General features: G+C 63.8%; 12 protein-coding genes. 7 read left to right on the forward strand and 5 right to left on the reverse strand.

What is annotated here, in order from left to right:
• Positions 1-306 precede the first annotated feature (306 nt).
• Positions 307-1,752 carry a helix-turn-helix domain-containing protein gene (locus AC5ZG5_RS39960; RefSeq protein WP_456646226.1) on the reverse strand — a complete coding sequence of 482 codons (1,446 nt, stop codon included), beginning with the start codon at positions 1,750-1,752 and terminating at the stop codon, positions 307-309.
• 181 nt (positions 1,753-1,933) lie between these two features.
• On the opposite strand from AC5ZG5_RS39960, the gene AC5ZG5_RS39965 reads away from it, so the two are divergent.
• From AC5ZG5_RS39965 to AC5ZG5_RS39975, 3 genes are all read left to right on the forward strand, one after another.
• Positions 1,934-3,571, forward strand: coding sequence for an isocitrate lyase (locus AC5ZG5_RS39965; protein WP_028167479.1), 1,638 nt, complete (start codon positions 1,934-1,936; stop codon positions 3,569-3,571).
• A 25-nt stretch (positions 3,572-3,596) separates the two neighbouring features.
• Positions 3,597-3,806, forward strand: coding sequence for a DUF4170 domain-containing protein (locus AC5ZG5_RS39970; RefSeq protein ID WP_028167478.1), 210 nt, complete (start codon positions 3,597-3,599; stop codon positions 3,804-3,806).
• Between the two features lie 211 nt (positions 3,807-4,017).
• A complete protein-coding gene (locus AC5ZG5_RS39975; RefSeq protein WP_456646224.1) occupies positions 4,018-4,575 on the forward strand; it encodes a hypothetical protein in 558 nt (185 codons plus the stop codon).
• A gap of 5 nt (positions 4,576-4,580) precedes the next feature.
• Here the strand turns inward: AC5ZG5_RS39975 and AC5ZG5_RS39980 are convergent, their stop codons facing one another.
• A complete protein-coding gene (locus AC5ZG5_RS39980; RefSeq protein WP_456646223.1) occupies positions 4,581-5,468 on the reverse strand; it encodes a metallophosphoesterase family protein in 888 nt (295 codons plus the stop codon).
• Between the two features lie 145 nt (positions 5,469-5,613).
• Here AC5ZG5_RS39980 and AC5ZG5_RS39985 point away from each other — a divergent pair, with 145 nt between their 5' ends.
• Genes AC5ZG5_RS39985 through AC5ZG5_RS40000 form a run of 4 tightly spaced genes read left to right on the forward strand, consistent with a single transcriptional unit; the run spans position 5,614 to position 8,831 of the window.
• Positions 5,614-6,090 carry an NUDIX domain-containing protein gene (locus AC5ZG5_RS39985; RefSeq protein ID WP_035691794.1) on the forward strand — a complete coding sequence of 159 codons (477 nt, stop codon included), beginning with the start codon at positions 5,614-5,616 and terminating at the stop codon, positions 6,088-6,090.
• A gap of 57 nt (positions 6,091-6,147) precedes the next feature.
• Positions 6,148-7,293, forward strand: coding sequence for a hypothetical protein (locus AC5ZG5_RS39990; protein WP_456646222.1), 1,146 nt, complete (start codon positions 6,148-6,150; stop codon positions 7,291-7,293).
• Between the two features lie 17 nt (positions 7,294-7,310).
• Complete coding sequence (locus tag AC5ZG5_RS39995; RefSeq protein ID WP_456646221.1) at positions 7,311-8,270, forward strand: glycosyltransferase family 2 protein; 960 nt, start codon at positions 7,311-7,313, stop codon at positions 8,268-8,270.
• A 48-nt stretch (positions 8,271-8,318) separates the two neighbouring features.
• The gene (locus AC5ZG5_RS40000; RefSeq protein ID WP_028167472.1) at positions 8,319-8,831 is read left to right on the forward strand and encodes a GNAT family N-acetyltransferase; all 513 of its coding nucleotides are present in this window, start codon (positions 8,319-8,321) and stop codon (positions 8,829-8,831) included.
• A gap of 58 nt (positions 8,832-8,889) precedes the next feature.
• Here the strand turns inward: AC5ZG5_RS40000 and AC5ZG5_RS40005 are convergent, their stop codons facing one another.
• From AC5ZG5_RS40005 to AC5ZG5_RS40015, 3 genes are all read right to left on the reverse strand, one after another.
• Positions 8,890-11,271: a TonB-dependent receptor gene (locus AC5ZG5_RS40005; RefSeq protein WP_456646220.1), complete on the reverse strand. Its 2,382-nt coding sequence runs from the start codon at positions 11,269-11,271 to the stop codon at positions 8,890-8,892.
• Positions 11,272-11,373: 102 nt separating this feature from the next.
• Complete coding sequence (locus AC5ZG5_RS40010) at positions 11,374-11,787, reverse strand: DUF2946 family protein (RefSeq protein WP_456646219.1); 414 nt, start codon at positions 11,785-11,787, stop codon at positions 11,374-11,376.
• 276 nt (positions 11,788-12,063) lie between these two features.
• Positions 12,064-14,127 carry a hypothetical protein gene (locus AC5ZG5_RS40015; RefSeq protein WP_456646218.1) on the reverse strand — a complete coding sequence of 688 codons (2,064 nt, stop codon included), beginning with the start codon at positions 14,125-14,127 and terminating at the stop codon, positions 12,064-12,066.
• Positions 14,128-14,257 lie beyond the last annotated feature (130 nt).

The raw sequence follows: 14,257 nt of genomic DNA on the forward strand, positions 1-14,257 counted from the left end.
CTACCCCCGTGCTTTTTGTTGCACGGGACCCACGGGTGCAACCAGCACCCGGCTTTCCCTGCGCCCTCTGCTATCGAGGAGGGTGGAAAGTGAAGCAAAGCTCGGGCGCAAAGCGCCGCGAGAATGCGGCTTCATATCCACGGTTTGAATCAGACGTAGGATGGGTAGAGCGCAGCGAAACCCATCATTCGCGCAGCTTGCTCCAAAGCCGATGGGTTTCGCTTCGCTCTACCCATCCTACAGGTCCGTTGCTTGATATTTGAATCAGACCCATCCGCGTTATTGCGAGCGCAGCGAAGCCGACGGTCACAACTCCCGCGCATTCGAGAACGCAAACGAACTCACCCGCCGCGTGTTCTCGTCCAGGATCAGCGTGCGCGTGATCGGCGGCTCGGCGCGCTGGGCGCAGTTCTCGCGCTCGCAGAGGCGGCAGTTGACGCCGATCGGCGTGCCCTCGGCCTTTTCGAGGTCCATGCCGGCGGCGTAGACGAGGCGCGAGGCGTGGCGGATCTCGCAGCCAAGGCTGATGGCAAAGCGCGGCTGCGGCAGCGGATGCGGGGCGATCGGCCGGCGCACCATCTGCGCGATCGAGAAATAGCGCGTGCCGTCGGGGAGCTCGATCACCTGCTTGAGCAGGCGGTCCGGGGTGTCGAAAGTCGAATGCACGTTCCACAGCGGGCAGGTGCCGCCGAATTTCGAGAACGGAAACGTGCCGGAGGAGAAGCGCTTGGACACGTTGCCGGCATTGTCGACGCGCAGCATGAAGAACGGGACGCCGCGCGCGTTCGGCCGCTGCAGCGTGGTGAGGCGATGGCAGATCTGCTCGAAGCCGGCGTTGAAGCGCTGCGCCAGCACATGCACGTCGTAGCTCAGCGCCTCCGCGGCGCTAAGGAAGGGCTGGTAGGGCATCATCACGGCGGCGGCGAAATAGTTCGCGAGCGTGATGCGGTAGAGCCGCCGCGCCGCATCGTCGAGCGGCCCGCCGCGACCGGCGATGGAATCAATGCTTGCTCCGCATTCGGCGAGCCCGATCTGCAGCGCGAGCTGGAAGGTGCGGCTCGGCGTATCGACCAGCTCGGAGATCAGGAGCTGCCGGCGATGGCGGTCGAAGCGCCGCAGTGTCTCGCGCATCACGTCAACAGGCATGATCCGGGTCACGATCGAATGCTTTTCGCGCAGCCGCGCCGAGAGCGCGGCGAACAGCCCGTCGGCCGCCACGTTCATTTCGTCGCGCAAATTCTCTGCCGCGGTCTCGAGTTCGGGGAAATAGTTGCGGTTGGCCTCGATCAGGTCGCGCACGCGCTCGATCGGATTGGCCTCGAAGCGGGCGCCTTCGTTGCGGTCGGCCATCTGGGCGGCGACCAAGGTCTCGCCGCGGCGCGCCTCGGTATAGGCGGCATAGAGCCGCTGCAGCGCGTGGGTCACGCCGGGGCAGAGTTCGGCGAGGTCACGCAGTTCCTGCTTGGGAACGTCGATCTGGCGGAACAACGGATCGGAGAAAATCTCGTTGAGCTCGGCGAAGAAGCGATCCTCGTCGGCGGTCGCAAGATCGCGCAGGTCGAGGTCGTAGGTCTCCGCCAGGCGGAGCAGGATCTGGGCTGTCACCGGGCGCTGATTGCGCTCGATCAGGTTGATGTAGCTCGGGGAAATGCCAAGCCCCTCGGCGATCTGGGTCTGCGACAGCCCCAATTGCTGCCGGATCCGGCGGAATCGGGGGCCGACAAACAGCTTTTTTCCGGACTCGGCAGGCATGGCAGTGTTCCTGACCTAATTTTTACAAAACTTACAAAATGACATTCCACACAAAAACAGATGTTACATGACATCACCAATAGAATGCAAGGTATCTGTACTAATTCAAGCGCTTCGCGTTTAGCTCCTGACACGCATTTCGCAATGCACTGTCACGAATGTCGATTGAAGGATCACACACATGAACTATCAGCCACGTGGGATCAGCGACCGGGCTATCCAGGGACCGGCTTCCTATCTGAGCGAGATTGAAGCGGCCGAAGCACTGCTCAAGACCAAGGACACGTGGAACGGCGTGACCGCCGAAGCCGTGGCACGCATGCGGCTGCAGAACCGCTTCAAGACCGGCCTCGATATCGCCCGCTACACCGCGGCGCTGATGCGCGCCGACATGGCCGCCTATGACGGCGACCCCACCAAGTACACTCAGTCGCTGGGTTGCTGGCACGGCTTCATCGCCCAGCAGAAGCTGATTTCGGTGAAGAAGCATTTCGGCACGACCGATCGCCGTTATCTGTACCTGTCCGGCTGGATGATCGCCGCGCTCCGCTCCGAGTTCGGACCGCTGCCCGACCAGTCGATGCACGAGAAGACCTCGGTGCCGGCCCTGATCGAGGAGCTCTACACCTTCCTGCGTCAAGCGGACTCCCGCGAGCTGAACGATATCTTCCGCGCGCTCGACGCCGCCCGCAAGGAAGGCGACAAGGCCAAGGAAAAGGCGCTGATCGAGAAGATCGACAACTTCCAGACCCACGTCGTGCCCGTCATCGCTGACATCGATGCCGGCTTCGGCAACGCGGAAGCGACCTACCTGCTCGCCAAGAAGATGATCGAAGCGGGCGCCTGCGCCCTGCAGATCGAAAACCAGGTCTCGGACGAGAAGCAGTGCGGCCACCAGGACGGCAAGGTCACCGTGCCGCATGAGGTGTTCCTGGCGAAGATCCGCGCCTGCCGTCACGCGTTCCTTGAGCTCGGCGTCGAAGACGGCGTCGTCGTGACCCGCACCGACTCGCTCGGCGCCGGCCTCACGCAACAGATCGCCGTGAGCCATAAGCCCGGCGATATCGGCGACCAGTACAACAGCTTCCTGGATTGCGAGGAAGTGACGGCCGCCAACGCTCGGAACGGCGATGTCATCATCAACCAGAACGGCAAGATGATGCGTCCGAAGCGGCTGCCCAGCAATCTCTATCAGTTCCGCCCCGGCACCGGCGAAGACCGCTGCGTGCTGGACTGCATCACCTCGTTGCAGAACGGCGCCGATCTGCTGTGGATCGAGACGGAGAAGCCGCATATCGAGCAGATCGCCAAGATGGTCGATCGGATCCGCAAGGTGGTCCCGAACGCGAAGCTGGCCTACAACAACTCGCCGTCGTTCAACTGGACACTCAACTTCCGTTGGCAGGTCTACGATGCAATGAAGGAAGCCGGCAAGGACGTCAGCAAGTACAACCGTGCCGAGCTGATGAAGGCGGAATACGACGACACGCCGCTGGCAATCGAAGCCGACGAGCGCATCCGCACCTTCCAGGCCGATTCAGCCAAGCGTGCCGGCATCTTCCATCATCTGATCACGTTGCCGACCTATCACACGGCAGCTCTGTCGACGGACAACCTCGCAAGGGAGTATTTCGGCGAGCAGGGTATGCTTGGCTACGTGAAGAACGTTCAGCGCCAGGAGATCCGTCAGGGTATCGCCTGCGTCAAGCATCAGAACATGGCCGGCTCGGATATCGGCGACGATCACAAGGAATATTTCGCGGGTGAAGCCGCTCTGAAGGCGGGCGGCGTCCACAACACGATGAACCAGTTCGGCTAACGGTTGAATCGATCAGGAGACTATCATGACCACAGGCAGCAATTTCTGGGTGATCGGCGGTGAGTTCGGTTCGATGAACTTCCACAAGCTCGTCGAAGGCTCGGCCCAGGTCAAAGGTCCGTTCAAAACCCGCAAGGAAGCGGAGGACTGCTGGCGCGAAGTGTCGGAAGAGAACCGCCACAAGGCCGGCGTACGCTTCTCCATCGTGGAGGAGCCCTCCCGCGTCCCCGCCTGAGGCTGCCGACGGTCAAGCGTAGAAGAAGACGTCCAAGGACGGACGGCCCCATCCGGATTTCCGGGTGGGGCTGTCTGATTTCGGGACGCCCCTTTGAGGCCCCTTGGGGATAAGTCGCGCGATAACCCCTTGGGAACCAACGGCCTTTGCGGACGTAACGGTTACTGATAGGTTAATAGGCGTAGAACCCGTCAGGACGAGGCCGCAAGGGATGTCGGACGCCCAGAATACCGGCAATGCCGCCAGCGAGATGCGGCCGACGCTGCGCGAAGCCTTGCGCAAGGCGCGGATCGAGGCTGCGGACCGCACCGGCGTCGTCGTCGAACTGCGCGATGCCGAGGTCGCGCGGCTGGAAATCTTGAACGAGGCGCTTGATCCCTTGTTTGCGCAGGTGCCGGAAAAGGTCGATCTGTTCGACCGCGGCATCAGCCAGGGTGAGACGCCACGGCTGTGGATCGATGTCGTTGCCCATGTCGTGATGGGACGCGACAAGCGGGTCTACCGCTTCGTGCAGGACACCCGCTTCGGCCGCATCGTACTCGCCGAATCGCACGATGTGCCTGTCATCGTCGATGCCGTCACCGACTATGTTGCCCGCCGCATGATCGAGCGCGAGCATGCGATGGTGGCGACGGCGAAGGTGGCGGGGCCCGTGCCCGCCGAGAAGCCGCGGCGCCGCCGCGGGTTCGGGATGTTCCTGCTCGGCTTCATCCTCGGCGCGCTCGCGCTGTTCGGCCTCGCCCTGTTCGCGAGCCTGGGCAATCTGTAGCAGCGTCACACCAGCCGCGTGTCGCTCAGACGCCCGACGCGCAGGTCGTCGCCGATCCCGCGCACCACTTGCTCGCAGCGCCAGGCATTGCCGTCGCGCTCGATCGAAAACAGATTATACGCCGCCGCCGGATAGTGATGGCGCGGCAGCGCCGAAGCCGAGGGCACGCCGATCGCCGGGATCTTGCCGCTGGGGCCGTCGAACCACATCGTGGAATGGATGTGGTCGTGGCCGTGCAGGATCAATTCCACGCCGTATCGCTTGATGAGATCGAGCAGCTTGTGCGAGTCGGTGAGCCGCTTGACGCGCGCATCCGAATGCAGGGGATGATGAACCAGCAGCACGCGGAAGGCACCTTCGGTCGACAACTCCGCCAGCATCCGCTCGAGCGCCGCGAGCTGCGCGTGGCCGAGCCATCCGGTCGCCATCAAGGGCGGCGTCGGCACCGCGGAGGATGTCCCGATCAGGGCCACCGGACCGCGCCGGCGCAGGAACGGAAACAATGCGGCGCCATCTGCGCCATCGCCGCGCAGATAGTCGGCGAAGGTCGTGGCGAAGCGATGCCGCGTCGCCCGCACATAGGCGTCGTGATTGCCGGGAACGACGGTCACGCGATCCGGCGGGCCGACGCTCTCGAGCCAGGCGCGCGCCGGCTTGAACTCCGTCTCCAGCGCCAGATTGACGAGATCGCCGGTAATCGCAGTGTGATCCGGATGTTGCCCCTGCAAGTCCGCCACCAGCGCATCCAGCACCTCGCGCCGATGGTATTTGTGCCGGTTGCGGGTCCAGTTCAGATAGCCGAAGGCGCGCTTGCCTGCGAGGTCGCGCAGCCGCGCCACCGGCAGCGGCGGCAGATGCGGATCGGACAGATGCGCCAACCGAAACGCCGCCATCATTCCGTCCCTGTTGGCCTGTCCGTGATATACAGCCGCGGCATGGTTATTCCCTGATGGTCCGCATTCTATTGGCAAGCGGGCGGCTTCCGCGCAAGGATCAAACGTCGTTGTCGTTCCAGTCGAGGTTTTCGTGACGTTTCTGATGGATTTGCGCAAGCGCTACGAGCCGCAGCTCAGGCGGGTGTTCCATCTCTATTTTCGGCTGGCACGCGGCATGACGCTCGGCGTGCGTGCGGTCGTGCTTAACCACGAGAACAAGGTGTTCCTGGTCAAGCACAGCTATGTCAGCGGCTGGTATCTGCCGGGCGGAGGCGTCGAGGTCGGCGAGACGCTGATGGAAGCGCTGCGGCGTGAGCTCGAGGAGGAGGGGCGCATCGAGCTTGTGGGCGCCCCGGTGCTGCACGGTGTCTTCCTCAACAGCCACGTCTCCCGCCGCGACCATGTCGCGGTCTACGTCATCAGGCAGTACCGCCAGGACCGCCTGCCGGAGCCGAACCATGAGATCGTGGACACCGGTTTCTTCGATCCGGCGGCATTGCCCGCCGACACCACGCCCGGTACCCGCCTGCGGATCGCCGAAGTGCTCGATGGCGGGGCGCCGATCGCCACATGGCGCTAGCGACGGCTTGTGCTAGAAGACCCAACCTTGAAGATGGAACGCCGCGACAGGGGCCGGATGAAACAATTGAAAACCGCCTTCGGCGTCGTGTTGCTGCTGATCCTGATCAGCAACATCTGGACAATCTCGAAATGGAACGAAAGCCGCGGCGTCTACGATGACATCTGCTACCTCCGCCAGGCGCATCTGTTCCAGCGGTTCGGCGCCAGCGGCCTGGACACGAACGTCGTCAGGGATGACGACGGCTACACACTGCGTAAACTCCAGGAGATCCACTTCCCGGATCCGGGCGATCCCGCGCGCTGGCCGTGCCACACCTTGACGGCGGCGTTGAACAAGGTCGTGCTGCAATATCCGCCCGGCACCGGCTTTGTGCTCGCGCTGTTTCCGTCGGGCTTCCAGGTGACTCCGCTCTATGCCGCCGCGTCGATCGCGATTTTCGCCGTCGCGCTGCTTGCCCTGGCCCGCGCTGCCACGCGTTCCGCTGTCGTGCTCGCCGGCCTGTTCGGTATCGTGGCGCTCTATTTGATGATCAACCCGACCAAGGCAAGCTATTCCGTGGCGCCGACCATGATCGTCTGCGCGCTGACTGGATTCCTGACCGCGCGGCTGTTTGCGAGTAGCGGCGCACGTCGCATCCTGCTTGCCGCGTCGGTCGGCTTGTTGATCGGCCTTTCCGTCAATTTCCGTCTGCCGAACCTGTTTCTGTCGGCAGGCTATGCGGTGTTCTTCCTTATCGCCTTCCTGCGCGCACGGAACATGAACACCTTTTGGCAAGGTCTTTCGTTCGGCATCGCGTTCCTGATCGGCATGGCACCGACAATGATTGCGAATGCGATCAATGCGGGAAGCCCGTTCTCGACCACCTATGGCGGTGTCGACGCGGTGCCGCCGGCATTGGATGCGTCCGTCCTGCTGCAATATGTGCGGGATGCGCAATTCCCGCTGCTGCTGATTGCGATCGCCTGGGTAGTGGCGCTGTGGCGGTCAGGGGGGCGCGTGGCGACACGACAGATCGTCGCCGTGGTCGCGCTTAACCTCGTCATCAATCTGATCTTCTTCACGAGCCATCCCGTCTTCACGCCCTATTACGTGATCCCGATTGTCATGCTGTCATTGTGGACGTTGTTGTTCGCTACCCTGGATCATTGGGCGCCGAAGCTCGCGGATGATTTTCGCGTGCCGCAAAAAGCGGGTGCCTGATGGTGAGCGAGGACGTCATGGCTCGGTCAGCGACGGTGGCGATGGCGGCGTCCGCATTGCGCGTCGCGGTGCTTGTGCCGTGTTTCAACGAGGAAGCGGCGATCGGCACTGTGGTTTCCGATTTCCGCAATGCGCTGCCGGAGGCGCAGATCTTCGTCTATGACAACAACTCGCGCGACCGTACCGCCGAGATCGCGCGTGCCTCGGGTGCAGAGGTCCGCAGCGAGCGGCGCCAAGGCAAGGGACATGTGGTGCGGCGGATGTTCGCCGACATTGACGCGGACATCTATGTTCTGGTCGATGGCGATGCGACCTATGACGCGCCGAGCGCCTCGCGCATGATCGAGACGCTGGTGAACGATCATCTCGACATGGTGGTCGGCGTCCGGATCGATCAATCCGCGGCCGCCTACAGAAGAGGCCACCGCACCGGCAACCGGATGTTGACCGGCTTCCTGTCCGCCGTGTTTGGCCACGCATTCCGCGACATCCTGTCCGGCTATCGGGTGTTCTCGCGCCGCTTCGTCAAGTCCTTTCCGGTGCTGTCGGACGGTTTCGAGATCGAGACCGAGCTCAGCGTCCATGCGCTGGAATTGGCATTGCCGGTCGGCGAGATCGAGACGCCCTATTATGCCCGGCCGGAGGGATCGGTCAGCAAGCTGAACACCTGGCGTGACGGGTTTCGGATTCTCGGAACCATCCTGAGGCTCTACCGTTCGGAGAAGCCACTGCGGTTTTTCACCGGCATTGGCGTGGTCCTCGCGCTGATCTCGATCGTGCTGGCGATCCCGATCGTCATCACGTTCATCGAAGAGGGCATCGTGCCACGGCTGCCGACGGCGGTGCTGTCGACCGGCCTCATGATCGTGGCGATGCTGTCGGTCTCATCAGGGCTGGTGCTTGACACGGTGACCCGCGGCCGCCGCGAGATGAAGCTGCTCGCCTATCTGTCCCAGCCGGGTATTAACAAGAAATGACGCGGGCGATGGACCGCGCCCGATCCAGGTGCTATCCCGCGCATCACCATGAGTGATTTGTCGCTGACCATTCTGCCGGAAACGCCGAACGACGCCCAGGCGATCGAACGCCTGCATGAACGCACGTTCGGGCCGGGCCGTTTCGTGCTTAGCGCCTATCGGCTGCGCGAACATGTCGACCATCTGCTCGATCTGTCCTTCACCGCGCGCATCGGCACGCTCCTGGTCGGTTCGGTCAGGCAACTGCCCGTCATGATCGGCGACACGCCGGCGTTGATGCTGGGCCCATTGACCGTGGAGCCGCCGTTTCGTGACCGCGGCGTCGGCCGCGCGCTGCTCGACCGCGCGCTCTCCGACGCCAAGGCCAAAGGGCACCGCCTCGTGATCCTGGTCGGCGACGAGCCTTATTACAGCCGCGTCGGCTTCAAGGTGGTCCCGAAGGGCAGGGCGACCATGCCCGGCCCGGTCGACTACAACCGCCTGCTGGTGGCCGAACTGGTGGAGGGCGCCTTCGCCGACGTTTCCGGTCCGATCGGCCCCGATTGGAGCAAGGCACGGTAGAGGAAGTCACCGTGCTCTCCCTCTTCCGCAGCAAGCGAAAGAGGGAGAAGGAACCGGCTCAGAACTTCAGGTTCGCAAAGGCCCTGACGCCAATGCCGGGCAGCAGCACCTGGTCCTTGGTATAGGAGACGGAGTTGCGGGTGTTCTCGTTGAGCAGGTTGTTGCCGACGAGGCCGACCGTCATCTCGCGTGCGCCGATCCAGGACTGGTCGAGCTTGGTGTTGTAGCTGACCTCCGCCTTTAGCAGGTTGTAGCCCGCCGTCGGCGTGTCCGCGATCGGAGCGACGTCGTTCTGTGCAAACGCGTGCAGCAGGTTGACCCGCATGAACCAGTTGGCGTCGCGCCAATAGACGCCGCCGCCGACGCGCATCGGCGGGATGCGTGGCACGTTGGTGCCGTCGCTGAAGGTGGCGCGGACGATATCGAACTGGTTCTCGATGCCCCAGATGCCGCTATAGAGTGGTCCGATATCGAGCTGGCTCTGGAACTCGCCGCCGCGGAAGGTGGCGTTGCGCTGGGAATAGACCGCCTGGTTCAATTCACCGTCGGGCGCGCCGCAGGAATTGAAGTCCCCGTCACACATCACGCCGGTGAGCCGGCGAAAGATGAAATTGTCGAAATGGGTGTAGTAGGCGGTTGCCTCGAAGCGGAACGGTCCGGTCGCCTTGCGCAGACCGATCTCGATCGATTTCGCGGTCTCGATCGTCAGGTTGGGATTGCCGATATCGAAGGTGGCGGTAGCGTCATGCGGTCCGCGCGAAAACAGTTCCGCGGGCTTTGGCGCGCGCTCGACATATTGTGCGGTGATGCTGCCGACGAGATCGTAGGGCAGGTTCTGGATCAGCCCGATGCTGCCGCTCTTCGGCGTAAAGGATGGATTGCGGGCGATGTTGAACTGCGGATTGCCGTCAGGCAGGAAGTCGGGTGGGAAATTCGGCGTCGAGCCGTGCAACTCGACATGCTCGATACGGCCGGCGATTTGCGCCTTGGTCGTCTCGGAGAATTTGAACTCGTTGAAGACGTAGCCGGCGATACGGTTGTTGTTGTTCGGATTCCACAGGCCGTTGAATAGCGAACCGGGATCGTCCGGGCTCGGAGCGGTCAATTCCTGGTGGCCGCCCTGCAGGCCGAACGCGGTCGTCACGTCGGCAAAGCGCGCGTTGAACGGCATCAACTGAACCTCGACGCGGGCCTCCTGCTCCTTGTTGGTGAAGGTCTGACGTACGCCGTCGCTGAAGGGATTGGCTGGATCCGCCAGCCCAAGCTCGTTGTGTCTATAGTCAGTCGCGCCGGCCCAGAGACGGATTGCGTCGATGGCCGCGGCATCCGGCCGGTATTCGCCTTTCATGGTGATCTTGGTCTGATGTGCGTCGATCCGGGTCTGATGGTCGGCGCCGTCGATACCGGGGATGTGATAAAGTGTATCGTTTTGGGTGATTGCGGCGCCGATGAAGCCGCCATTGAAGATATACGAGCCGCCGATCGAGGCACCATCCGCCTGCATGGCCGAGTTCGGCTGGCGGTAGTTCACCGGTCTCGAGTGGTCGAACAAGTAGGGATAGCTCGGGATGTCGTAATCGCCGGCCTTGCGACCAAAGGCGTCGGCGTGAAAAGCGAAATTGCCTGCGCCGGTATCGAGCAGGATGCCGCCGTCGACGCCACGGTCGGCGGAGTTCACCGCTGTTCGCGTCTCGACGTTCACGCAAGGTGACGAAGGCGCGCCGGCCAGCGGCGCTTTCGCCGGCAGGCCGTAGCTTTGGAACGGCGGGGCCGCGCATGAGGGAAGGGCGTCGGGAATGCGGTTGTTGGTCGCGCTGACGATGCCTCCGATCGAAGTCGAGCCGTAACGCATCGCCGCCGGACCACGAATGACCTCGACCTGGTTGGTGGCGAGCGGATCAACCGGCACGTAATGATCCTCACCGAGATCCGAGGCGCCGCCGGCGTTATTGCCGTTCTCGATGATCCCAACGCGATTGACGTCGAGACCGCGGATAATCGGCCGGCTCGAAGCGCCCGGCGCAAAGGTTGAGCCGGTGATGCCCGGTTTGGAAAACAGGAGGTCACCGAGCTGTGCGGTGCCCTCGCGGCGAATTTCCTCGTTCGGCACCACGGTGACCGTTGCAAACTGATCGGTCACGACCTGCAGCACCCCTTGCTGTGGCGCTGGCGGCGCGGCCGGCGCGGGCTGCGGTTGTTGGGCTACGCGCTCGCGATTGCGACCGGGCGTGCTGCGCGCGGCGCGAACGGGGGCGCGCGCCGGAGCAACGGCCCGGTGGCGCCGCACGATCGGACTTGGTGCCGTCACGTTGATGTCAGGCAGTTGCGTTGCCGGCGCCGCTGCGGGTGCATCCTGAGCGATCGCGCCGCTGCCGAGCGCGCATAGTACCAGCCAGCTTGCTCCACCGATGTGGAAAGCTCGTTTTTTCTTGAATCCCATTTTCCTGATCCTGATGTCGTCGGCCGCGCCGACGGACCCGATTGCGATGTGCTTCGCATCTCGCTTGAGCAGCGGGCGTGCGAAGGCGGTTCGGTCAATCGATCAGGAGAGGGGTGGCGCGCGCGACTGGAACGCTCGATGGGCGGTGCCGAGATAGGCGAAGCCGGCTTCGGTGGTGAGCTGGAGAAGTTCGATCGCCTGCGGCAGCAACAGCACCGGAGACGTTGCGAACAGCATGCCGTGCGCCATCGTGATGACCGCGCAGATGGCGCAGCCGTCGGCGGGCTGCTGATGGTTATCCTGGTGCGGAGATTGTTGCTGGGGCGCGGACAGGCTCGCCGCATCCGTGACCACGAGGTCCGCGGCACGAAGGAAGTCGGTCTGCGATGTCACGGTCTGGAGAGCGGGAGCGGCCTGCGCCGGATGGAAGTGGCCGAACGACAGCACAAACTGGACGGCGAGCGCGAACAGCGCCAGCCGCGCGCCAAGTTTGACGTGTTTTCGAATCCACTTCACGAATCTATGCCCACCCCCGGGGGACGGCCTACCCTGACCGCCCGATGTTACATTATAACATCGGAAGGAGATGGCGGTGTCAACCGCGGCTCGGGCGAGCGTCGCGCGATCAGTTGAGGCTGTGTGATTGTTGCAACGGCGCGGACGATAGACCCTCATGGCGAGGAGGCGCATAGCGCCGTCTCGAACATGAGGCCCTGATCTCACTCGGAGCCCATCCCTCGAGACGCCGCTTCGCGGCTCCTCGGGATGAGGGGAGACCGTGGCCGATTTCGCCTACCGCCCCTCGCGGAGCCACGTCGCGGCGAAGGCGCCGAGCAGCAGCAACAGGCCAATCAGCCCTGCGAACATCGGCAGCACGCCGACGCCCTTGACGACGCTGGCGTCGCGCATCCTGACGCCCATCCAGCCCTCGCCGCGGAACACGCTCGACGCACGGACCGGCACGATGCGGGGCATGTCGAGGCTGCTGCCGTCGACCACGCGGCGGGCGTCGCCGCCTGTTGCCTGCGCCAGCGGCTTCAGCATCTCGGTCGTGGAGGTCACTTCCGAGAATTCCTTCGGGTTGGTCGGACCGACATTGACCAGCGCCTTCAGCGTGCTGTCGGTCGCCTGCCACAGGCCGAGCTCGTTGGCGGGCAGCGTCGCCTTCCATTCGCCCGGCTCGCCCTGGGTCAGCGTCATCTCGCGCGTGGCGCCGCTTGGCGAGGTCACGGTGATCGGCGGGACGCTGTCGCCCATGGTCTGGCGCACCACGGAGAGATCGCGGCCCTGGAGCTGCAGCCGCAACGCTTCCTCGTCCAGATCGGGCTGCTTCATCAGCCAGTGCGACATCCGCCTGAGCAGGTCGAGATGCGGACCGCCGCCCTCATAGCCGCGCGCCCACAGCCAGATGTGGTCGGAGAGCAGTAGCGCGACGCGGCCCTCGCCGAAGCGCGACAGCAGCAGCAGAGGCTTGCCGTCGGCGCCGGTCATCACGGGCTGACCGATGGCGTTGCGCGTGTCGACGGTACGGAAGAAGCGGCTCCAATGCGGCGGCTCGCTGTTCGAGCCTTCCAGCCCGCGCGTCACCGGGTGGCGCTTTCCGGCGTCGGAGAGATGTGCATAGAACGGCTTCTCGGTGACGCCGACGGGTTCGGCCGGGAGTACCGAGTCGAGCGGCGTACGCCAGATGCTGGTGGTGGATGCATAGTCCGGACCGGCGGAGACCAGCACCGCGCCCCCCGCGCGGACGTAGCGCGCGATATTGTCGAAATAGGCGATCGGCAGCACGCCCTGGCGGGCATAGCGGTCGAAGATGATGAGCTGGAACTCGTTGATCTTCTGCTGGAACAGCTCGCGGGTCGGAAACGCGATCAGCGACAATTCATTGATCGGCGTGCCGTCCTGCTTTTCCGGCGGACGCAAAATGGTGAAATGCACGAGGTCGACGCTGGCGTCGGACTTCAGCAGGTTACGCCAAGTGCGCTCGCCGGAATGCGGCTCACCCGAGACGAGCAGCACACGCAGCTTGTCGCGCACGCCGTCAATCGCAACCACCGCGCGGTTGTTGACCAGCGTCAGTTCATTCTCGAGCGGAGATGCCTCGATCTCGACGATATTGGGTCCGGCATGCTTGATGTCGATGTCGACATTGGCGGTCTGGCCGCTCTGCAGCGTGCGCTCGTTGATCACCTCGCCGTCGCGCCGCACGGTGATCCTGGCGCTCTGGCCAGTCACGCCCTGATCGTCGAGCCGGTAGGTGATGGTCTGGGTCTGGCCGACGATGCCGAAGCGCGGCGCGGCCGAAATTGCAATCCGTCGATCACGCTCGTCCTTGCGTCCGGTGATCAGCGCGTGCACCGGCGCCTGGAAGCCGAGGCCGGCGGCATTGGCCGGGATGTCGTGCACACGGCCGTCGGTGATCAGGAAGGCACCGGCGACACGGTCGACCGGAACGTCCGATAATGCGGAGGACAATGCGCCGAACAGCTTGGTGCCGTCGGTCTCGCCGTCGGCCTGGCCGGCGTCGACGACGCGCACTTCCAGGCCCTTGATCTTCTTCAGGCTGTCGACCAAGGCCTCCTGCGCCTTCGCGGTCTCCTGGTTGCGCGTGCCGAAATTCTGGCTCGGGCTCTTGTCGATCACGACGGCGGCGACCGAGGATAAGGGTTCACGGTCCTCGCGGGTGAAGGAGGGGTTGGCAAGCGCGAGCAGAATCAGCGCCAGCGCCGCGACGCGTATCCATGCGCCGCGCGTGCGTGACAGCAGGAGAAGCGCCGCTATGACGACGATCGCCGCAAGGCCGATCCACAGCACGAGCGAGGGCACCAGCGGCGTGAAGGCAATGCCGTAATTCATAATGCGAACCTATCCGCATCGTCATGCCCGGGCTTGTCCCGGGCATCCACGTTCTTCGTGCCGAGCGGCGAGGCGTGGATGGCCGGGACAAGCCCGGCCATGACGGCGTGTGCGTGGTGAATGTCCCAGC

The organism is Bradyrhizobium sp. Ses1, from assembly GCF_059512365.1.

Bases quoted from the DNA above. Each gene is read 5' to 3' on its own strand.
- AC5ZG5_RS39960 (WP_456646226.1), bottom strand. From the start codon at position 1,752: ATGCCTGCCGAGTCCGGAAAAAAGCTGTTTGTCGGCCCCCGATTCCGC.
- AC5ZG5_RS39965 (WP_028167479.1), top strand. From the start codon at position 1,934: ATGAACTATCAGCCACGTGGGATCAGCGACCGGGCTATCCAGGGACCG.
- AC5ZG5_RS39970 (WP_028167478.1), top strand. From the start codon at position 3,597: ATGACCACAGGCAGCAATTTCTGGGTGATCGGCGGTGAGTTCGGTTCG.
- AC5ZG5_RS39975 (WP_456646224.1), top strand. From the start codon at position 4,018: ATGTCGGACGCCCAGAATACCGGCAATGCCGCCAGCGAGATGCGGCCG.
- AC5ZG5_RS39980 (WP_456646223.1), bottom strand. From the start codon at position 5,468: ATGGCGGCGTTTCGGTTGGCGCATCTGTCCGATCCGCATCTGCCGCCG.
- AC5ZG5_RS39985 (WP_035691794.1), top strand. From the start codon at position 5,614: ATGGATTTGCGCAAGCGCTACGAGCCGCAGCTCAGGCGGGTGTTCCAT.
- AC5ZG5_RS39990 (WP_456646222.1), top strand. From the start codon at position 6,148: ATGAAACAATTGAAAACCGCCTTCGGCGTCGTGTTGCTGCTGATCCTG.
- AC5ZG5_RS39995 (WP_456646221.1), top strand. From the start codon at position 7,311: ATGGCTCGGTCAGCGACGGTGGCGATGGCGGCGTCCGCATTGCGCGTC.
- AC5ZG5_RS40000 (WP_028167472.1), top strand. From the start codon at position 8,319: ATGAGTGATTTGTCGCTGACCATTCTGCCGGAAACGCCGAACGACGCC.
- AC5ZG5_RS40005 (WP_456646220.1), bottom strand. From the start codon at position 11,271: ATGGGATTCAAGAAAAAACGAGCTTTCCACATCGGTGGAGCAAGCTGG.
- AC5ZG5_RS40015 (WP_456646218.1), bottom strand. From the start codon at position 14,127: ATGAATTACGGCATTGCCTTCACGCCGCTGGTGCCCTCGCTCGTGCTG.